Here is a 19,140-nt window from a genome sequence, read left to right on the forward strand (position 1 = left end):
CGCTACGAGAAGACCGCAACCATCTACCTCGCAGGACTCCACATCGCAGGCATCTACCTCTGGTCCGCCCGATGATCCAAACGAAACGCCCTAGCGGTTCTCCAGGGGCCTCAGCACGACTCCCTCCGCCGCGTCGGTACCGCGCACCAGCGGCTGCCGACGGCCGAACGGGAGCTGCTGACCCTGCTGTGCCGGCTTCCCCGGCCGGTGCGGGAGCACGAGTTGCTGCGGGCGATGGAGCTCTCCGGCCGGTGGACCGGGGAGTTCAGCCGGCTGGTGGAGTCGCTCGTCGCGTCCCACTCCGTGGAGATCGAGGAGTGTCGTGAGGGACTGACCTTCACTGTTCCCGTCCTGTCCCGGCTGGTGCTGTGCGAGCGGGCACGGGTGGACCGGTGCGCGTCGCCCCGTGAGGTCGCGGGCGGTCCGGGCGACGCGGGCGGTCCGGGCGACGCGGGTGACCGTAACCCGCCGGGCCCGGCGTTGCTCGCGGGAATAGGCACATGAGGTGCGCCGGGCATGCTCGGCGCCATCGCGGCCCCCGCCCTCGTCCCCGTCATCGCACCCGTCCTGACAGGTACCTACCAATCAGACCGCAAATATGAACCACTCGGTTCAAGAAAATGTCTACTCCGGTTGCGAAGTTCCCTCCGGGATCTCTAAGTTGAATTCGACGCGGCGCCGCGTCACGCGACGAGGACGTGGAGGATCCTGGTGAAGCACATCGTGGTTCAGGGCGGTACCGACGGGATGGGAAAGGGCATCGCGCTCAGCTGTCTGCGACGGGGCGACACCGTCGTGATCATCGGACGCGACCAGAAGAAGGGAGAATCCTTCCTGGCCACCGCCGACGGCATCGGTGCGGGAGCCCGGGCCCACTTCATCCGGGCCGATCTGAGTCTGGTCAGTGAGAACGAGAGGATCATCCGGCACATCACTCAGGAGTTCCCCGCCGTGGACGCCCTGGTGCTGTGCGCGCGGCACTTCCTCTCCGAGCGGCGGGAGACGGTGGAGGGACACGAAAGCACCCTCGCGCTCTTCTACTTGAGCCGGTTCCTGCTCAGCCACGGTCTGCGCGATCTGCTGGAGAAGGCCCCGCGGCCGGTCATCATGAATGTGGCGGGACCGGGTTCACCCATGGGTGAGATCCACTGGCAGGACCTTCAGATGAAGCGGGACTACGACGGACTCGCGGCGCAGATGCAGGGCGGAAAGGCCAACGACCTGCTCGGGGTCGCTTTCGCGGACCGGTACGGGGCCAATGACCGTACCCGCTATGTGCTGTTCAACCCCGGCGGTGTCGCCACCAGCTTCTCCGGCGAGTACGACGCGGCGACCAGGCGCCATGTCGAGATGCTGAAGAGGACGGCGAAATCGGTGGAGGAGGGCATCGCACCGATCCTCAGCAGTCTGGACACCCCGCCCGCGGAACCGGTGAGCGCGTTCGTGGAAGGGCGGCGGCTGAGCCTGGCGGACAAGTCCTTCGACCTGGGTGACGCCAGGCGGCTCGACGAGAAGACCCGGGAACTGCTCTCCCGGTGACGGTGACGGAGCCGCGCCGGGGCCGACCGATGTGGAGTACCCATGACCCAGCTCTCCCCGTCCCTGACCCCGTCCGCTCCGGGCGAGCGGGTCGATGACCCGGTCCGCGCGGTCGAGTTGGACGCGGACGGTCTCACCCTCTCCGGGCTGCTGGCCCTGCCGGACGTGTCCCCGCCACGCGCCGTGCTGGTCGCGCTGCACGGCGGCGGCATGCGCGCGGGGTACTTCCACGGGCGCGCCGATCCGGCCACCTCACTGCTCTCGCTCGCCGCGTCCTGCGGATACGCGGCTCTCGCGCTGGACCGGCCCGGATACGGGAGTTCGGCGGCGCGAGCCCCCGAAGGCGCCGGGCTCGACGAGCAGGGATCCCGGATACGGCAGGCGCTGCGCGGCTTCGCGCGGCGCCATCCCCCCGGCGCGGGGTTCTTCCTGGTCGGCCACTCGCTGGGCGGGAAGGTCGCCCTGTCCACGGCGGCGGGCTGGAGCGGTGACGGACCGCTGGGTGTGGACGTCTCCGGTATCAGCGACCGCTGGGCCGTCGATCCCGGGATCCTCACCGGGGCCGACGGCCGGCGCACCAGCGGTCTGCACTGGGGCCCGCTGTCCCTCTATCCGCCCGGCACCTTTCAGCACGCACAGCGGCTGGTCGCGCCCATCCCCGGCAAGGAGGCGGCGGAGATGGCGGACTGGCCGCGGGTCTATCCGCGAGTGGCGCGTTCCGTACGCGTCCCGGTGCGCCTCACCTTCGCCGAACACGAACGATGGTGGCGGTGCGACGCGGAGACGGTGGCGGCCATGACGGCGCGGCTGGCGTCGTCCCTCGTACGTACGGAACACCTGGCGGGCGCCGGACACAACATCAGCCTGGGGCGGGCGGCCCGGAGCTACCACCTACGGGTCCTGGCCTTCCTGGAGGAGTGTCTGGCACGGCTCATCCCTGGACCAGCCGGAAGCCGACCCCCCGGACGGTGAGTATCCAGTCCGGCGAACCGAGCTTTCTGCGCAGGCTGGTGATGTGCGTGTCGATCGTGCGACTGCGCGTCATGTCGGTGTCGTGCCAGACACGCTGGAGGATGCTCCGCCGGGAAACGATCTCGCCCGGCTCGGACGCGAGGAGTCGCAGCAGATCGAACTCCTTGCGCGTGAGGGGGATGACCCGGCCGTGCAGCTCCACCGTGCGCGTGGTCTGCTCGATGACCAGCGGACCCACCCGCATGCTCATGGCGGCGGGTTTCGGCCGGGCCCGGCGCATCACGGCGTCGACGCGGGCCAGCAGCTCACGAAAGCCGTACGGCTTGACCACATAGTCGTCCGCGCCCGCCTGTAAGCCGAGTACACGGTCGAGTTCGCTGCCGTGCGCGGTGACCGCGAGGACGGCGGTGTCGCTCGTGGTGGCGATGGACCGGCAGATCTCCAGCCCGTCGATGTCCGGAAGATCGAGATCGAGAAGCACCACATCGGCGTCGGAGTGCTCACGGAGCGCGGCCGCTCCGGTGGTGACCGCGCGGGCGTCGTGCCGGTGGCGCTGAAGGCTCTGGGCCAGATCCCGCGCGGACCGTTCATCACTGTCGACCACGAGGATGCGCCAGGATCCGGCCGGGACCCGGACGTCGACGTGCGGGGAGAGCGTTCGGTGGGAGTGGGAGGGAAGCGGGCTTGACGCGTGCATGTGGTCTCCTGCGGGTCGCGTGCCGGGCCGTGGGCAGCCTGGCGGTGTGGTGACCGCAGCCGGCGCCCTTGCCGTGCGTACACGCGACGGAGCGGGCAAGGCCCTCCCCGTCTTCCCTCGTTAGGTTCTGCCCAATGCAGCGTTGCACGCGCAACCCGGCGGGTCGCCGTTGATAGCACGAAAGTTGACCTTGACGGGGCCAGGGTCTTTCGTTTGGATCAGGCCGGATCAGGGAGCGGGGGCCCCGCGAGCCCAGCGAGATCCGGACGAGAGGCCCCGGCGATACCGCGGTGGTCGGAGGATCCGCCGAACCGGGACGGCCCGACGGGCCGGCTCCGGGCACCCGCCTCCCGTTCGACGGGCGTCCGATCGGCGCGGACAATGAGCAGGGGCGGGAGCGAGGCTGCCGTCCGGCAGCACATGACCGGGGCGCCGCCGAGGCGTGCGGCGACCCACCGGTGAGGTGGCGGATGATGCCGACGTGGCGACTGCGGGACTTCCACGACGACGATCTGGACGGCGCGATCCAGATCTGGGACCAGGACCGGCAGGACGAGTCGCCGCCCGTCTTCCCCGTCTCCGAGGTCATGGCCGCGGCCCGGACCGGCGAGCCCGCCGTGGTCGCCGTGGTCGGGGACGATCTCGTGGGTATGGCGGTGGCGCAGACCCAGGGCGAGCGTGCCTGGATCACCTTGGTGGCTCTTGGCGCGAAATGGCGCCGGCGCGGGATCGGCAGCGCTCTCATCGCCGAGCTGGAGCGGCGTCTGCGTACCCACGGCGTACGCCGGATCAGCGCGCTGCTCGCCCCTGGCGCCACCGGGGACACCGCGCTGGAGAACTCCGGCTACCGGACGCGCGAAGGACTCGTCTTCCACGAGAAGGTCGAGCATCTCGGCGCGTGCGACGCGGGTCTGCTCGCCGAACTCGGTGGGAGGGTCCTGCCGGGGGGGCTCTGGGGCGCGCTCGCGGGGATGGAGCGGGAGAAGGAGACCATCGAGCGGCGGATCGTACTGCCGCTGACCGAACCCGCGCTCGCCGACCGGTACGGGGTGACGCCGCCGAAGGCGGTCATCCTCTTCGGCCCGCCGGGCACCGGCAAGACCAGCTTCGCCAAGGCCGTCGCCTCCCGGCTGGACTGGCCGTTCGTGGAGCTCTTCCCCTCCCGGCTGGCGGCGTCCGGTGCCGGGGGCCTGGCCACCTCGCTGCGGGACGCCTTCGCGGATCTGGCCGAGCTGGAGACCGTACTGCTGTTCATCGACGAGGTCGAGGAGATCGCCGCCGCCCGCTCCGGACTGGCCGTCGATCCCGGTCACGGGGTCACCAACGAACTGCTGAAGCTGATCCCCGGCTTCCGTGACCATGACGAGCGGCTGCTGATCTGTGCCACCAACTCCGTGCGGTCCCTCGATCCGGCGTTTCTGCGCCCCGGCAGATTCGACTACGTCATACCGGTGGGCCCGCCCGATCCGGCCGCCCGGGAGGCGATCTGGCGGCGCTATCTCGGGCCCGCCGCCGACGGGGTGGACCTTGGCCAACTGGTCGGGGCCTGCGAGATGTTCACCCCGGCCGACATAGAGTTCGCCGCCCGCAAGGGCGCCCACGCCGCGTTCGAACGGGAAGTACTCGACCGCCGGGGCACGCCGGCCCGTACGGACGACTTCCTGGCGGCCATCGCCGAGACCCGGCCCACACTCACCGATCAGGCGCTCACCGAGTTCGGGGAGGACATCGAGCGCCACGCACGGATGTGATCCGGGTCCCGCCGGGGCCTTTCACCCGCGGTCTCAGGCCGCGAAGCCGCCGTCCACCGCGATGGAGGCGCCGGTGACATACCGGCCGCCGTCACCGGCGAGATGGGCCACGGTCGCGGCGATGTCCGACGGCCGGCCGTAGCGGCCGAGCGCCGTGAGGTCCCGCTGTATCCCGGCTCCCGGGCCGTCGGCGGGGTTCATGTCGGTGTCGACGGGCCCGGGGTGGACCAGATTCGCGGTGATGCCCCGCGGGCCCAGCTCACGGGCGAGCGCCTTGGTCAGACCGGTCAGCGCGGTCTTGCTCGTCGCGTACAGCGCGCCGCCGGGGAAGGCGACCCGCTCGGCCATGCAGCTGCCGATGGTGACGATCCGCCCGCCCTCCGACATGTGCCGCAGCGCCGCCTGGGACGTGAGGAACGGCGCCCGCACGTTGACGCTCAGCACCCGGTCGACATCCTCCAGCCCCATCTCCTCGATAGGGCCGATCGCACCGGTCCCCGCGTTGTTCACCAGGATGTCGAGCCGTCCGAACTCCGCGGCGGCCCCGTCCACGGCGTCACGTACCGCCGTCGCGTCCGCACTGTCGGCACGTACCGCCAGGGCCCGGCGGCCCAGCGCCTTGATCCGGTCCACCACCTCCGTGGCGCGCTCGGCGCTGTGCTGATAGGTCAGCGCGACATCGGCTCCGTCTTCGGCCAGCCTGATCGCCACGGCCTCGCCGATGCCCCGGCTGCCGCCGGTCACGAAAGCCACCTTGCCGTGCAGAACCGCGCTCATGATCGTCCGTCTCTCTGTCGGGTATGAGGACATGCCGACGATGCTCGTACGCCGCGAGCGTGGAGTCCGGCGGCATTCGGACGTGACGTTCGGGCCGGTCATTGAACGGTTGATAAGTAGGATGAGTGAAGGCGTCGCCGGAGCCGGAGAGGTCGCGGCCCGGTGCCGTCGCGATCCGCGGGCCGGGACGCGCGGATCCGCGGGCAGGGATCCGCCGGCAGGGAGGAGTCGCTGATGCTGTTCCGTCAGCTGGAGTATTTCGTGGCCGTGGCCAGGGAGAAGCACTTCGCGCGGGCGGCGGAGGCCTGCTATGTGTCGCAGCCCGCGCTCTCGGCGGCGATCGCCAAGCTGGAGCGGGAGCTCAACGTCACGCTGATCAACCGGGGGCACAACTACGAGGGCCTGACACCGGAGGGCGAACGGCTCGTCGTATGGGCCAAGCGGATCCTCGCCGAGCAGGACGCGTTCAAGGCCGAGGTCGCCGCCGTACAGTCCGGCATCACCGGCACCCTGCGGCTGGGGACGGAGCCGACGGCGTCGACGACCCTGGCGCTGCCCGTGGCCGCCTTCTGCGGGGCGCACCCGCTGGCGAAGGTGCAGGTACGTTCCCGGCTGTCGGCGAAGACACTCCACCGCCAGCTGCGCGAATTCGAACTGGACGCCGCTATCTCGCACTTCGCCCCCGAGGACCGGGAGAGCCTGCAAGTCGTACCGCTGTACCAGGAGCGGTACGTACTGCTCGCCTCGGGCGACCAGCTGATGCCGCAGACCCACACCATGACCTGGGCGGAGGCGGCGCAGCTGCCCCTCGCGCTGCTGACACCCGACATGAGGATCCGTCAGCTCATCGACAGTGTGTTCGCGGAGAGCGGGGTGGTGGTGACCCCTCAGGTGGAGACGGACTCGGTCGCCTCGCTGTACGCGCATGTGGGCGTCGGTGAGTGGGCGAGCATCGTGCCGCACACCTGGCTGCGCGCGATGCCGGTGATCGGCAGGACACGGGCCGTCCGGCTGGTCGCCCCGGACGCCAGGGCGCAGGTCTCGGTGGCGATCCACGCGGCGACGCCCGGTTCGATCGCCGCGCGGGCGTTCGTGAACGCGGCGACGGGCCTGTCCCTGGACGCGTTCTTCGACCAGCCGCTGCCGACCGAGCCCGAGCACCACGTGCGGTAGGCCGGGCCCGAGCACCACGTGCGGTAGGCCGGGCCCGAGCCCCAGGGCCCGGATCGGGCAGGACAGCTCTCGGGCCCGGATCCCCGCGCCGTCAGCGCGCGTACCGGTCGGCCACCGCCCGCCGGTCGAGCCCGCCCTTGGCGGTGTGGGGAAGCGAGGCGACGACTTCGAGCCGGTCGGGCACCTCGACGGCGGACAGCCGGTTGCGGCAGTAGCGCAGGATGTGCTGGGACCCGAGGTTCTCGCCCTCGCGTACGACCACGGCGGCGCCCACCCGCTGTCCGTAGTGCGCGTCGGGGATCGGGAAGACGGCCGCCTCGGCGACACCGGGGCATCCGGCGAGGACGTCCTCGACATGCTCGGACGAGATCTTCTCGCCGCCGCGGTTGATGAGGTTCTTGATGTGCCCGGTGAGGAACAGATAGCCGTCCTCGTCCAGGGTGCCCAGGTCACCGGTGTGCAACCAGCCGTCGGTGAAGCTGTGCGCCGTCCCTTCCGGGTCGCCGAGGTAGCCGCGGGTGACGGTGGGGCCTTTCACCCACACCTCGCCCCGGGTGCCGGTCGGGCACGTACGGCCGTGTTCGTCGACGACTCGCAGACGCACTCCGGTCGACGAACCGACGGAACCCTGCTTCAGATACCCGTGCTCCGGCAGGGGCTCGCTGGTCGTCTGGTGAGTGGACTCGGTCATCCCGTACGCGGACAGCAGCGGCGCGCCGAACGTGCGCTCCAAGGCCCGCTGGGTGGCCGTGTTCAGGGGCGCGCTGCAACTGCGCACGAACTTCAGGGGCGCGGCCCGAGGGCCCGGGTACTCGGTCGCCGACCGGTCGAGAAGGATCTCGTGAATGGTCGGCACCGCGGTGAACCAGCTGGCGGACACGGCCCGCACATCGTCCCAGAACGTGTGCGCCGTAAAGCGCCCCCGCTCGGGCAGCAGTACGCAGCCGCCGCTGGCGAGGGAGGCGAGGAGCGCCGCCAGGAGTCCATGACCGTGGAAGAAGGGCATCACGGCGACCGTCGCGTCACCGGGTCCGAGCTCGTAGGTGGCGCAGATGTCCCGTACGGAGGCGGCCACGTTGGCGTGGGTGAGCGGGACCATCTTGGCCCGGCCGGTGGTGCCCGCGGTGAACAGCACCAGGGCGTCGCGCTCGGAGAGTTCGTCGGCCGCGCCCCGGGCGGGCCGCATCGGGTGCGCGGCGGCGTCGAGTGTGACCGCCGCGGTCCCGGCGTGGGAGATGTCCACGCGCAGGGGCCAGGCCGGGAATCCGCCCAGGGCGGCCGGCGCGGTGTCGGCCGCGGCGGGTCCGCGCAGGACCACCCGCGCTCCCAGCGCGTCGAACCGGTCGGTCAGCCGCGCCGCGGGCAGTGCGGGGTCGACGGGGGCGACCACCAGCCCGGCCCGTGCCGCGCCCAGCAGCGCGACGACGAACTCGGCGGTGTTGGCGGAGACGAGGCCGATCACGTCACCGCGGCGCAGCCCGGTGCGGCCGAGTTGGTCGGCCACATCACCGGCCAGGGCGGCGAGGGAGCCGTAGGACAGCGGCACGCGGTCCCCGGTTACCACGAGCGCGCGGGAGCGCGGGCGCTCGCGCGCGTGCCGGTCGAGGAGATCACTGAGGCCGGTGAGCGCCGGCGGCCGGTACAGGTCCGTGCCGCGCACCGATGCCTCGGTCGGAACGGCCATCTGCGCACCTCCTCGCACCAGGTCCGATGAAGCTGTCGTCTGCGAGCTTGCGCGGGTGCGCTGCGGGCGTCCAATACTCGCTGGCGAACAGCCGATAGCGAGGATCTATCAAGAGGGTCCCGGAGGCTGTCGGCACCCCTCTGACATGCGGCGATCCTTGATCGATAAATGCTGTTTATCGGCTGGTCGCCGATAGGTCTTGGACGCGCGGATGCGTGCTGCGGAAGGTGGGACAAGAAGCCGATCAGGCATGACTGCCCAAGGAGGACCTCGGACCATGACCGCCCCTTCCGCACTGGAGAACGCGGCGACCGCCGACACTCAGGCCGAGCTCACCGACGGGTATCACCTGGTCGTCGACTCGCTCAAGCTGAACGACGTGGACACCATCTACGGCGTGGTCGGCATCCCGATCACCGACCTGGCCCGTCTCGCACAGGCGCAGGGCATCCGCTACATCGGCTTCCGTCATGAGAGCAACGCCGGTCACGCGGCGGCGGCGGCCGGATATCTCACGAAGCGGCCGGGCGTGGCACTGACCGTGTCCGCGCCGGGCTTCCTCAACGGGCTGGTCGCGCTCGCCAACGCCACCACGAACTGTTTCCCGATGGTGCAGATCTCCGGCTCCAGCGAGCGCCACCTCGTCGACCTGAAGCAGGGCGACTACGAGGAGATGGACCAGCTCGCCGCCGCGCAGCCGTTCGTCAAGGCCGCGTACCGCGTGAGCCGGGTCGAGGACATCGGCCGCGGTATCGCCCGCGCGCTGCGCACCGCGATCTCCGGCCGTCCCGGCGGTGTGTATCTCGACATCCCCGCCGCGGTGCTCGGCTCCATCATGGACGCGCGGGAGGGCGCGAAGACACTGAGCCGGCTCGTCGACCCCGCGCCGCGCCAGCTGCCCGCGCCCGAGGCGGTGGACCGCGCGGTCGAGATCCTGGCGGGTGCGCGGCGGCCACTGGTGGTGCTCGGCAAGGGCGCCGCGTACGCGCAGGCGGACGGGAAGATCCGCGACTTCATCGAGTCCACCGGCATCCCGTACGTACCGATGTCGATGGCGAAGGGCCTGCTGCCCGACAACCACCCGCAGTCCGCCGCCACCGCCCGTTCGCTGGCGCTGAAGAAGGCCGACGTCGTGATGCTCGTCGGCGCGCGCCTGAACTGGCTGCTCAACCATGGCGAGGCTCCGCAGTGGAACCCCGACGCGAAGTTCATCCAGGTGGACATCGAGCCCAAGGAGATGGACAGCAACCAGCCCATCGCCGCACCGCTCGTCGGGGACATCGAGTCCGTGCTCGACGCGCTCGCCGAGCGGACCAAGCCCGGCCAGATCTCGGCCCCCGCCGCCTGGCGCGAGGAACTGGGCGCGCGCTCGGCGCAGAACGTCGCCAAGATGGCGGAGCGCCTCAAGGCCGACCCGCACCCGATGCAGTTCATGGGCGCGCTGAAGGCCGTACGTGACGTCCTGCACGAGCGCCAGGAGGTCTACCTCGTCAACGAGGGTGCCAACGCGCTGGACATCGCCCGCAATGTGATCGACATGCACGTACCGCGTCACCGCCTCGACAGCGGTACGTGGGGCGTCATGGGTATCGGCATGGGTTACGCGATCGCCGCCGCCGTCGAGAGCGGCAAGCCGGTGGTGGCCGTGGAGGGCGACAGCGCCTTCGGGTTCAGCGGCATGGAGCTGGAGACGATCTGCCGCTACAAGCTGCCCGTCGTCACCGTCATCATGAACAACGGCGGCGTCTACCGGGGCGACGATGTCAACCCGCTGGAGAACGACCCCTCCCCCACGACCCTGATGCTCCAGGCGCGCCACGACAAGATGATCGAGGCGTTCGGCGGGAAGGGCTACCGCGCGACCACCCCCGCCGAGGTCACCGCGGCGCTCACCGAGGCGCTGGCCTCGGGCGGCCCAGCGCTCATCGACTGTGCGATCGACCCCTCGGCCGGCACCGAGAGCGGCCATATCGCGCACCTCAACCCGAAGGGCATCACCGTCGGCAACATCACGCCGGCGAAGAAGTGAGCGACCGGCTCACCGCACTCCCCCGCACACCACACCCTCCGTACCGAGATCATTCACGAGAAGGAAGCCACCATGAGTGACAAGCCGCTCGCCGGAATCAAGGTGATCGACTTCACCGGGGTCCAGGCCGGTCCCGCGTGTACGCAGATGCTCGCCTGGTTCGGCGCCGACGTCATCAAGGTCGAGCGTCCCCAGGGCGGCGATGTGACCCGCAATCAGCTGCGGGACATCCCCGACCTCGACGCTCTGTACTTCACCATGCTGAACAGCAACAAGCGCTCGCTGGCCATCAACACCAAGACCCCCGAGGGCAAGGAGGTCATGGAGAAGCTGATCCGTGAGTCCGACATCCTGGTCGAGAACTTCGCGCCGGGCGCCATGGACCGTATGGGTCTGAGCTGGGAGCACATCCACGAGCTGAACCCGCGGCTGATCTTCGGCTCGGTCAAGGGCTTCAACGACGACTCGTCGTGGAACGACCTCAAGGTCTACGAGAATGTCGCGCAGGCGGCCGGTGGCGCCGCGTCCACCACCGGTTTCTGGGACGGCCCGCCGACCATCAGCGGCTCGGCCCTCGGTGACAGCAACACCGGTATGCATCTGATGATCGGCCTGCTGACCGCGATCATCCAGCGCAACGCGACCGGTCTGGGCCAGAAGGTCTCGGTGTCCATGCAGGACGCCGTGCTCAACCTGACCCGGGTCAAGCTCCGTGACCAGCAGCGCCTGGCGAAGGTCGGCTACCTGGAGGAGTACCCCCAGTACCCGCACGGCGAGTTCGGCGACGCGGTGCCGCGCGGCGGCAACGCCGGCGGCGGCGGTCAGCCGGGCTGGATCCTGAAGTGCAAGGGCTGGGAGACCGACCCCAACGCCTACATCTACTTCACGATCCAGGAGCAGAACTGGAAGCGCACCGCTGAGGCCATCGGCCACCCCGAGTGGGTCGAGGACCCGGACTACACGACCGCCCGGGCCCGTCAGCCGCGCATCATGGAGATCTTCGGCGAGATCGAGAAGTGGCTGGCCGACAAGACCAAGTACGAGGCGGTCGACATCCTGCGCGAGTGGGAGGTGCCCTGCGCCCCCGTGCTCAGCATGAAGGAGCTCGCCGAGGACCCCGACATGCGCAAGAGCGGCACGATCGTCGAGGTCGAGCAGAAGGAGCGCGGCACGTACCTGACCGTGGGCAGCCCGGTCAAGTTCTCCGGCTTCAAGCCCGATATCAAGGGTGCGCCGCTGCTCGGTGAGCACACCGACGAGGTTCTCGCGGACCTCGGCTACGACGCGAACGACATCCGCAAGCTGCACGAGGGCAAGGTCGTCGCCTGACGTCGCCCGATCCGACGATCCGAACGGCCCCGGGTGCCCCGCGTGCGAGCCGCGCGCGGGGCACCCGTCCGTGCTGTGCGCGCAGTGTGGAAAGCGTCTACGCGTGAGGCAACCGTGGGTGGGGGGGCCGCCCGGGTAAATCCATTGGATTGCCATATGCCAATGGCTAAGGGCTGTCCCGTAATCCCTGGTGGATCACCGCGCGGCGTCAGATGCGGTGCATCGCAAGGCGGAGGGGCGCTCGCATACTGGACGTATTCGGGCGTTCCGACAACGCGGCGAGGTGCCGTAGCTGTCGTAGCGCACCCGCCAGGGATTACGGGACAGCCCTTAGGGCTCAGACATGAGTTGACGCAGCACGCGCCGAACGACCGCGCGGGCTCAGGCGGGGCGTGAAGGCCGAGTGGAAGACGCTGGACGCGGCGCCGACCGCCGCCGCCTGGTTCGGGCGTGACTGGGCGACATGCACATCGCGGACGCGCCGCGCGACCGGGAAGCGATTGACGGCGGCGGCGATCCGGCGCAGATAGAGGTCGGCGACGGACGGGAGGACGGCCGGTCCGCCGACGACGAGCAGTTCCACGTCGAGGAGGTCGATGATGCCGACCGCCCCCAGGGCGACCGTCCCGGCCACGTTCTCCAGTACCGCGACGGCCCGTTCGTCACCTCGCGACGCGGCCTCGCAGACCCAGTCGTAGGCGCCGTCCCCCTGGGGCACCATCAGGCCCGCCGCCCTGGCCTGATCGACGACCGCCGAGATCGGCGCGCATTCGGCGACCATGCGGGGGCCTCCCTCGTCGGTGAGCAACCCGGCTCTGATGGCGCAGAGTTCGCCCACCTCCCCGGCGTTGCCCGTGGTCCCTCGGTACACATCGCCATTGAGGAAGGCACCACTGCCCACGCCGGCGCCGAGGTAGAGATAGACGAAGTCCTCGGCGCGGTCGGCCGCGCCCAGCCAGCGTTCGCCGATCGCCGCGGCGGTGGCGTCCTTCTCCACGATCACCGCCGTGCCCAGCCGCTCGACCAACTCCGCCTTGAGCTCCACCTGTTCCCATCCGTCGAACAGGGGCGGGTCGAGGACGATCCCGGCACGCGCGTCGACCGGGCCCGGCACGGCGACCCCCACCCCGAGCAGGTCGTGGGACACCTGACGGGCCACCGCGGCGGACTCCAGGGCCAGCCGCGTCATGTGCTCCAGGCACCAGTCGGGATCGCGCCGCTCGAACAGGCGCATCTGCCGCCGGTCCAGGATGCCCCCGCACAGGTCGACGGCCACCACGGTGATCATCTCGGGGTCGAGATGGACCCCGATGGCGGAGGCAGCGTCGGGCCGCAGCCGGAGCGGCACCCTCGGTTTGCCGGCGCCCGCGGACTGCCGTCCGTCCTCGGCGAGCAGTCCGGCGGTCAGCAGATTGCGCGTGATTCGGGACACCGCCTGGGGGGTGAGCCCGGTCTGCTCGGCGATCTCGACGCGGCTGAGCGCCCCGGCCTCACGGATGTTCTCGATCACCAGTTTCTCGTTGTACGAGCCGAGCGCGAGCTGGTTGAAGGCGCGCGGCGCGGGGCGGGGCGGAGGCAGCACCGTGCGGGTCTCCGACCGCTGCCAGCCGAAGGCGCGGTCGCCGGGCGCGTCCGCGTACGCCCGCGCGGCCTCGGTCAGCGCGTGCAGGACCGATCGGAACCGGCCGGGGAACTGGGTCAGTTCAGCGAGGGCGACCGTACAGGCCGTGGCGGGCCAGCTCATGGTGGAGTCGGCACGGTGCCAGTCGGCCTCGGGCAGGGCGTCGTGGCCCGGGTGGCCCTCCGGGGCCGCGTCGGCCGCCGCGCCTTGGTCCGCCACCGCGGCTTCGTCGGCCACCGCGGCTTCGTCGGCCCAGGTGATGATGTGCAGCGCCCGGCCGGGGTGCCGCGCGGCGGTCGAGGTGATCAGCGCGACGGGGCCCTGATCACGGGGCACCGGGGCGCTTTTCGCGGACGCCCCGTCGGTGGTCGCGCCCGTCACGGGGGCACCGGCAGGGGGTGGTTCCGTGTCGCGTACCCGGTCGAGCTGCGCGGCGAGGGCGGCGTGGCGCGAGCGCCGTTCGTCGGCGTCGGTCGCCCGGCCCCTGGGCCTCTCGTGGGCGGGGGCCTCGCCGATGACCAGTACCGCGCTGTCCGCCCTCGCCCACACAGCGAGCAGTTCGGCGCGCGCGCAGGGCAGGGCGGGCTCGACGGGCACGATCGGCAGACTTCCTTCGCCGGGACCGACCTGCCACCGGCGCCACACCGCGGCCAGGGTGGTGTGCGAGACGCCGAGGCGCTCGGCGAGCGCGCGGGCCGACCAGGTACGGGCCGGGGCGGGCGGTCCCGCGAGCGTCGCGGCGACGAGATCGGCCTCGTCCACCTGTGGCGGGCGGCCGGAGCGCGGCCGGTGCTCCAGACCGGCCAGCCCCTCGGCGGCGTACCGCTTGCGCCATGTGGTCACCGTGGGGCGGGAGATGCCCAGGGCGCGCGCGCTGCCGGAGACGCTGAGACCCGCCTCGGCGTCCAGCACGATCCGGGCGCGGACGGACCGTTCAGGACCGCCTCGGGCCCAGGCGTGCAGAGCCTCCCGGTCCCGGTCACTGAGCACCGGCTTTCTCGCCTCGTCCATGTCACGCATGGCGGTCATCCAAACACCCGCCCCCTCAACTGCCAAAGTACTAAGTTGCCAATTTGTGGCGCCCACAGCGAGCGTCACGCATACCCCGCGCGGCGAGAAGCCGCAGACAGGAGGCCAAGAAGAAATCGCTTCCTGCTGGTTGAGCTGCACCGCAAGGGAGGGAATCGCTTCCTGGGGCAACCGATTTTTACGTGCCCGAAGCATTGACGTAAGACAAACCGATGGATTGTCATGGTCAACACACAGCTCATTCCCACGCCCGCGGAGGGCACTCCATGTTCCTACGGTCCGGTTCGGCTCTCACCGTGCGAAGCCGACTCGCCCCCGCCTCCGGGCAGTTCGGATGCTGTTCACGCCGCGCCGCCCCGACACGCTGCCGACCCCTCGGCTGACAGCGGCTCCCCCGGAGTTCACGGTGGTGCCACGCGCGATCCCCGACCGCGGAAGAACGTCCTGCGAACAGTGCGTCCCAAGAAGAGCGCGTCCCAGGAAAAGACAGCCGAAGAGACAGGGAAACGGAGAGACACGTCATGTCCGAACGCCCCTTCCAAGCAGGCGACCCACCACCCTCGCCCTCGCTCACCCGACGGCGTGCCGTCACCGCGCTGGCTCTCACCGGCGCGGGCGCCGTCGCCTCGGGTTCCCTGGCCTCCGCGACCTCCGCCGCGCCGCCTCGCTCGCGTCGCGGGCCGCGCCTCCTGGCGGCCGAGCGGATCAATGCCCGCACTCTGGACCTACGGATCGACTCCCCCGCACTCGGGCGCACCGGCAACGTCGCCGTACTGCTGCCACCGGGCTATGACGACGCGCCCGGCCGCCGCTGGCCGGTGCTGTATCTGCTGCACGGCTGCTGCGGAAGCCCCGGCTCGACCGGATGGGGCAATGCCGACGCCATCACGGCCCGGACACCCGCCCTGGTCGTGATTCCGGAGGGCGGCCCGGCGGGCTTCTACAGCGACTGGTGGAACCAGGGCCGCCACGGGGCGCCCGCCTGGGAGACCTTCCACCTCGACGAGGTCCGCCAGATCCTGGAGCAGCAGGTGCGGGCCGGTGACCGGCGCGCCGTGGCGGGACTGTCCATGGGCGGACACGGCGCGCTGTACTACGCGGGCCGGCATCCGACAATGTTCCGCGCGGCCGCGTCCTTCAGCGGACTCATCAACACCACGCGTTTCACGACCGGTATCCAGAACATCGTCAAGGGGCAGGGCCTCAACCCGCTCGACCTGTGGGGCGATCCCACCGCTCAGGCGGGCCTGTGGCGGCAACACAACGCCTACGAACTCATCTCCCGGCTGCCCCGCGGCTTTCCGGTCCACGTCAGCTGCGGCAACGGCCGGCCCGGCCCGTTCGATCCCCCGGACCGCACGCCCGACAGCTTGGAGGCGACCCTCGATCTGATGGCCGGCGACTACATCGCCCGCGCGCGTTCCCACGGTCTGAACGTCACGGACGACCGCTACGGCCCCGGCACCCACAGCTGGCCCTACTGGGAACGCGCTCTGACACAGGCGCTCCCGATGCTCGCGTCGGCCATCGGCGCGACGTGAGCGAGGTGAGCGAGGTGAGCGACGTGAGCGAGGTGAGCGAGGTGAGCGAGGTGAGCGAGGTGAGCGAGGTGAGCGACGTGAGCGACGTGAGCGAGCCGATGTGAGTGTTCCGATGAAGAGGCCGGAGTACGGCGGCTGAATCCCCCGCACGGGGAGTCCGACGGGGCGAAAAGGCCCTGGGACGGGTGTGTGCGTCCCGGCCCGCCCGTCCGGCTCCCGTTCCCCCCACCGCAGATCCCATCAAGGGGTGTCATATGTACCGAAGAGCCTTGTCCGTCCTGTCCGGCGTCACGGTGCTCGCCGCGTGCGCTCTGTCCGTTCTTCCCCACGGTGAAGCTCGCGCCGACATCGCTCCGGCGGCTGATACCAGGCCGATCGCCGCCACCGCCGGCGCCACCACCCCCTTCGTGACCGTCGAGGCCGAAACCGGGACGCTCGGTGGCGGCGCCCGGGTCCGCTCCATCGGCCCCGGAGCCGCCGCACCGACCGCGGCCTCCCTGGAGACGGAGGCATCGGGCTACTCACTGGTCGAACTGAAGGCCACCGGCGATTCGGTGACATTGCCGAACAGCACGGGCAAGAACGCCAATACCCTCGTGGTCCGCGCCTCGATCCCGGACGCACCGGCGGGCGGCGGCATCACCGCGTCGCTGAACCTCTATGTGAACGGTGTGTTCCGGCAGGCGATCACGCTGAGTTCTCAGCAGGCGTGGAACTACCGCGGGGCGACCACCAACCCCGACGACCCCCGGGCCGGCGGGATGCCCTACCGCTTCTACAACGAGTTCCCCGTCTGGGTCACGGGCGCGCCGATCGCCGCGGGCAGCACCATCAGACTCCAGAAGGACGCCGCCAACACGGCTGCCGTCTACGACATCGATTCCGTCGACCTGGAGAACGTCGGCGCCGCACGGACCCAGCCGGCCAACTCACTCTCCGTCGTGAGCTCCGGCGCGGATCCGAACTTCGTCAAGGATTCGACGGTCGCCATCCAGAGCACGGTGAACGCCGCCCGGACGCAGGGCAAGTCGGTGTGGATCCCCCCGGGCAAGTATCTGACGAACAGCCTGGCACCCACACCGTTGGACTTCACCGGCGTGAAGGTGGAGGGCGCCGGCATGTGGTACACCACCATCTATCGGAAGGTTCCTCTGCCGGCCAACTCATGGCGTTCCCAGATCCTGGTGGGCTCGGGCACCACACTGACGGATCTCCAAATCGATGCCAACGCCATCTGGCGGGGAATCGGTGGCACCGGCGGTTCGGACTACGGAATCAACGCCAGCGGTGCCGGTGGCTGGCTGGTCGACCGGATCTGGACGCGGCACATCGACGCCAACTGGCTGTCGGGCAGCAACGGCATCATGCGGAACAGCCGGACCGCGGACAGCTACGGTGACGGATTCAATGTCAACAACGGCAACACACCGAATCCGGACAAGCTCGGCCGCAACATCACGGTCCAGAACAACTTCGCCAGGAACACCGGTGACGATTCCTTCGCGACCTACTCCGACGCCGGCGCCGGCGGCACCAACGGCCAGATGAGCGGTACGAAGATCCTCAACAACACCGCGATCGCACCCTGGTGGGCCAATGGCATCCGGATCGCCGGCGGACAGAATGTCGAGGTGAGAAACAACCTGGTGAACAGCGTGTCATCGAACAGCGCCCTGGAGATCAGCGTGTTCGGCGACACGGGCCACCCCTTGGAGTCGGCCACGGTCAGCGGAAACGTGCTGCTCGGCGGCGGTGGCTGGAACGGCGTCCGGCACGGTGTGCGGATCGGCTCCCCGTCCAGTACATCGCTGTTTCCCAACGCCTACACGAACGTCACCATGACCGACAACATCATGCGCGGATCGCTCCGTGCGGGCCTCTATATCGATCGGACGCGCGTCAACGCGACACTGACGAACAACACGATCGACCGTCCGGCGAAGCAGGGAATCTGGATCCCGACGGGAGTCACCGGCACCGGATCCTTCACCGGGAACACGATTCAGAATCTGTTCCCGGGCCAGATCGCGACGCAGAACGACTCACCGGCCACCTTCAAGATCACAGGCTGAAGGTTTCTGGCCCGACGCTCAGTTCAGCCCGCGGTCGAGCCCGCGCCCCAGCTTGTGCGGGCGCGGGCTCGACCGAGGTGCGCATGGCAGCCCTTACCGCTTGATCCCGACAAACCCCCACTGCTCCACCGGCGTTCCGGTGAACCGCTCCTCGGGACGCCACAGACTGATCGAGCCGAACCCCGGCTCGACCAGCTCCAGACCGTCTCCGAAGGAGCGGACGATCTCCGCGGGACGTGACTTGTACGGCAGGGCGCCACCGCTCTCGTACTCGTCCGACGCGGTGAGCGTCATCGGCGTTTCGATCGTGTCGCACAGGACAAGGCCACTGCCGGCCGGGAGGGCGTCCAAGTAGCCACGCAACAGCGCGGCGGCCCGGTCGTCGTCCACGACATGGCCCAACGTGGAGAGCAGCAGCACCGCGACCGGCTGGGTGAGGTCGAAGGTCTTCGCGGCCTCGTGCAGAACCGTCTTCGAGTCCGTCAGATCCGCGGGCACGAAGTCCGTGGCGCCCTCAGGGCTGCCGACCAGCAGCGCGCGTGCGTGGGCCAGCACGATCGGGTCGTTGTCGATGTACACGATCCGCGCTTCCGGGGCGACCTCCTGGGCCACCTCATGGGTGGAGTTGGCCGTCGGAAGCCCCGTACCGAGATCCAGGAACTGCCGTATCCCGGCCTCCTCCGCCAGATATCGCACCGCTCTGGCCTGGAACCGGCGTGAGGCGCGGGCGATGTCGATGATCTGCGGGAACATCTCCTCCATCCGCGCGCCGAGTTCCCGGTCGACCTCATAGTTGTCCTTGCCGCCAAGCCAGTAATTCCACACCCGAGCCGAATGCGGCGTCCCCGTGTCGATCCTCCGGGTCACCGGTGCCTGCTCCGCGTTCATCGCGCTCTCCTCCCGTCGTCCCCGCACTCCCCGGCGGG

Annotated in this window: 14 protein-coding genes; 9 read left to right on the forward strand and 5 right to left on the reverse strand. The window is 70.0% G+C overall.

Annotation, left to right across the window (positions count from 1 at the left end; translation table 11 throughout):
* Positions 1-207 precede the first annotated feature (207 nt).
* The 3 genes from ABTZ59_RS31170 (at position 208) to ABTZ59_RS31180 (ending at position 2,511) form a co-directional block, all read left to right on the forward strand.
* A complete protein-coding gene (locus tag ABTZ59_RS31170) occupies positions 208-504 on the forward strand; it encodes a hypothetical protein (RefSeq protein WP_351420768.1) in 297 nt (98 codons plus the stop codon).
* A 207-nt stretch (positions 505-711) separates the two neighbouring features.
* Positions 712-1,539: an SDR family NAD(P)-dependent oxidoreductase gene (locus ABTZ59_RS31175; RefSeq protein ID WP_351420770.1), complete on the forward strand. Its 828-nt coding sequence runs from the start codon at positions 712-714 to the stop codon at positions 1,537-1,539.
* 42 nt (positions 1,540-1,581) lie between these two features.
* Positions 1,582-2,511 carry an alpha/beta hydrolase gene (locus tag ABTZ59_RS31180; protein WP_351420777.1) on the forward strand — a complete coding sequence of 310 codons (930 nt, stop codon included), beginning with the start codon at positions 1,582-1,584 and terminating at the stop codon, positions 2,509-2,511.
* Here the strand turns inward: ABTZ59_RS31180 and ABTZ59_RS31185 are convergent.
* On the reverse strand, positions 2,471-3,208 hold the full coding sequence (locus ABTZ59_RS31185) for a response regulator transcription factor (RefSeq protein ID WP_351420782.1): 738 nt from the start codon (positions 3,206-3,208) through the stop codon (positions 2,471-2,473). The genes ABTZ59_RS31180 and ABTZ59_RS31185 overlap by 41 nt on opposite strands.
* Positions 3,209-3,681: 473 nt before the next feature.
* Here ABTZ59_RS31185 and ABTZ59_RS31190 point away from each other — a divergent pair, with 473 nt between their 5' ends.
* Complete coding sequence (locus ABTZ59_RS31190) at positions 3,682-4,959, forward strand: ATP-binding protein (protein WP_351420785.1); 1,278 nt, start codon at positions 3,682-3,684, stop codon at positions 4,957-4,959.
* A 33-nt stretch (positions 4,960-4,992) separates the two neighbouring features.
* On the opposite strand, the gene ABTZ59_RS31195 is transcribed toward ABTZ59_RS31190, so the two are convergent.
* Positions 4,993-5,736, reverse strand: a complete 744-nt coding sequence (locus tag ABTZ59_RS31195) for a 3-oxoacyl-ACP reductase family protein (RefSeq protein ID WP_351420790.1) — start codon at positions 5,734-5,736, stop codon at positions 4,993-4,995.
* A gap of 234 nt (positions 5,737-5,970) precedes the next feature.
* Here ABTZ59_RS31195 and ABTZ59_RS31200 point away from each other — a divergent pair, with 234 nt between their 5' ends.
* Positions 5,971-6,909: a LysR family transcriptional regulator gene (locus ABTZ59_RS31200; protein ID WP_351420794.1), complete on the forward strand. Its 939-nt coding sequence runs from the start codon at positions 5,971-5,973 to the stop codon at positions 6,907-6,909.
* Positions 6,910-7,000: 91 nt separating this feature from the next.
* Here ABTZ59_RS31200 and ABTZ59_RS31205 read toward each other — a convergent pair whose 3' ends face one another.
* Positions 7,001-8,593, reverse strand: a complete 1,593-nt coding sequence (locus ABTZ59_RS31205; RefSeq protein ID WP_351420797.1) for a FadD7 family fatty acid--CoA ligase — start codon at positions 8,591-8,593, stop codon at positions 7,001-7,003.
* A 277-nt stretch (positions 8,594-8,870) separates the two neighbouring features.
* Here ABTZ59_RS31205 and oxc point away from each other — a divergent pair, with 277 nt between their 5' ends.
* Both oxc and frc read left to right on the forward strand, forming a co-directional pair.
* Positions 8,871-10,622 (forward strand): oxalyl-CoA decarboxylase, encoded by a 1,752-nt coding sequence (oxc, locus tag ABTZ59_RS31210; protein ID WP_351420803.1) that lies wholly within the window; start codon positions 8,871-8,873, stop codon positions 10,620-10,622.
* Positions 10,623-10,694: 72 nt separating this feature from the next.
* The gene (gene frc / locus ABTZ59_RS31215) at positions 10,695-11,951 is read left to right on the forward strand and encodes a formyl-CoA transferase (protein WP_351420808.1); all 1,257 of its coding nucleotides are present in this window, start codon (positions 10,695-10,697) and stop codon (positions 11,949-11,951) included.
* A 337-nt stretch (positions 11,952-12,288) separates the two neighbouring features.
* Here the strand turns inward: frc and ABTZ59_RS37445 are convergent, their stop codons facing one another.
* Positions 12,289-14,601: an ROK family protein gene (locus ABTZ59_RS37445; protein ID WP_503003789.1), complete on the reverse strand. Its 2,313-nt coding sequence runs from the start codon at positions 14,599-14,601 to the stop codon at positions 12,289-12,291.
* A 521-nt stretch (positions 14,602-15,122) separates the two neighbouring features.
* Between ABTZ59_RS37445 and ABTZ59_RS31230 the strand changes: the two genes are divergently transcribed.
* Both ABTZ59_RS31230 and ABTZ59_RS31235 read left to right on the forward strand, forming a co-directional pair.
* Positions 15,123-16,142: an alpha/beta hydrolase gene (locus ABTZ59_RS31230; protein ID WP_351420814.1), complete on the forward strand. Its 1,020-nt coding sequence runs from the start codon at positions 15,123-15,125 to the stop codon at positions 16,140-16,142.
* Between the two features lie 269 nt (positions 16,143-16,411).
* Positions 16,412-18,214 carry a right-handed parallel beta-helix repeat-containing protein gene (locus ABTZ59_RS31235; protein WP_351420817.1) on the forward strand — a complete coding sequence of 601 codons (1,803 nt, stop codon included), beginning with the start codon at positions 16,412-16,414 and terminating at the stop codon, positions 18,212-18,214.
* A gap of 93 nt (positions 18,215-18,307) precedes the next feature.
* Here ABTZ59_RS31235 and ABTZ59_RS31240 read toward each other — a convergent pair whose 3' ends face one another.
* Positions 18,308-19,102, reverse strand: a complete 795-nt coding sequence (locus ABTZ59_RS31240; RefSeq protein ID WP_351420820.1) for an SAM-dependent methyltransferase — start codon at positions 19,100-19,102, stop codon at positions 18,308-18,310.
* Positions 19,103-19,140 lie beyond the last annotated feature (38 nt).

The organism is Streptomyces sp. NPDC094034, from assembly GCF_040303865.1.
GTDB lineage: Bacteria > Actinomycetota > Actinomycetes > Streptomycetales > Streptomycetaceae > Streptomyces.

Excerpts from the sequence above, each read along its gene's own strand:
- ABTZ59_RS31180 (WP_351420777.1), top strand. The coding sequence starts at position 1,582 with ATGACCCAGCTCTCCCCGTCCCTGACCCCGTCCGCTCCGGGCGAGCGG.
- frc (WP_351420808.1), top strand. The coding sequence starts at position 10,695 with ATGAGTGACAAGCCGCTCGCCGGAATCAAGGTGATCGACTTCACCGGG.
- ABTZ59_RS31230 (WP_351420814.1), top strand. The coding sequence starts at position 15,123 with ATGTCCGAACGCCCCTTCCAAGCAGGCGACCCACCACCCTCGCCCTCG.
- ABTZ59_RS31185 (WP_351420782.1), bottom strand. The coding sequence starts at position 3,208 with ATGCACGCGTCAAGCCCGCTTCCCTCCCACTCCCACCGAACGCTCTCC.
- ABTZ59_RS31205 (WP_351420797.1), bottom strand. The coding sequence starts at position 8,593 with ATGGCCGTTCCGACCGAGGCATCGGTGCGCGGCACGGACCTGTACCGG.
- ABTZ59_RS31240 (WP_351420820.1), bottom strand. The coding sequence starts at position 19,102 with ATGAACGCGGAGCAGGCACCGGTGACCCGGAGGATCGACACGGGGACG.
- ABTZ59_RS31190 (WP_351420785.1), top strand. The coding sequence starts at position 3,682 with ATGCCGACGTGGCGACTGCGGGACTTCCACGACGACGATCTGGACGGC.
- ABTZ59_RS31195 (WP_351420790.1), bottom strand. The coding sequence starts at position 5,736 with ATGAGCGCGGTTCTGCACGGCAAGGTGGCTTTCGTGACCGGCGGCAGC.
- ABTZ59_RS31200 (WP_351420794.1), top strand. The coding sequence starts at position 5,971 with ATGCTGTTCCGTCAGCTGGAGTATTTCGTGGCCGTGGCCAGGGAGAAG.
- ABTZ59_RS37445 (WP_503003789.1), bottom strand. The coding sequence starts at position 14,601 with ATGACCGCCATGCGTGACATGGACGAGGCGAGAAAGCCGGTGCTCAGT.
- oxc (WP_351420803.1), top strand. The coding sequence starts at position 8,871 with ATGACCGCCCCTTCCGCACTGGAGAACGCGGCGACCGCCGACACTCAG.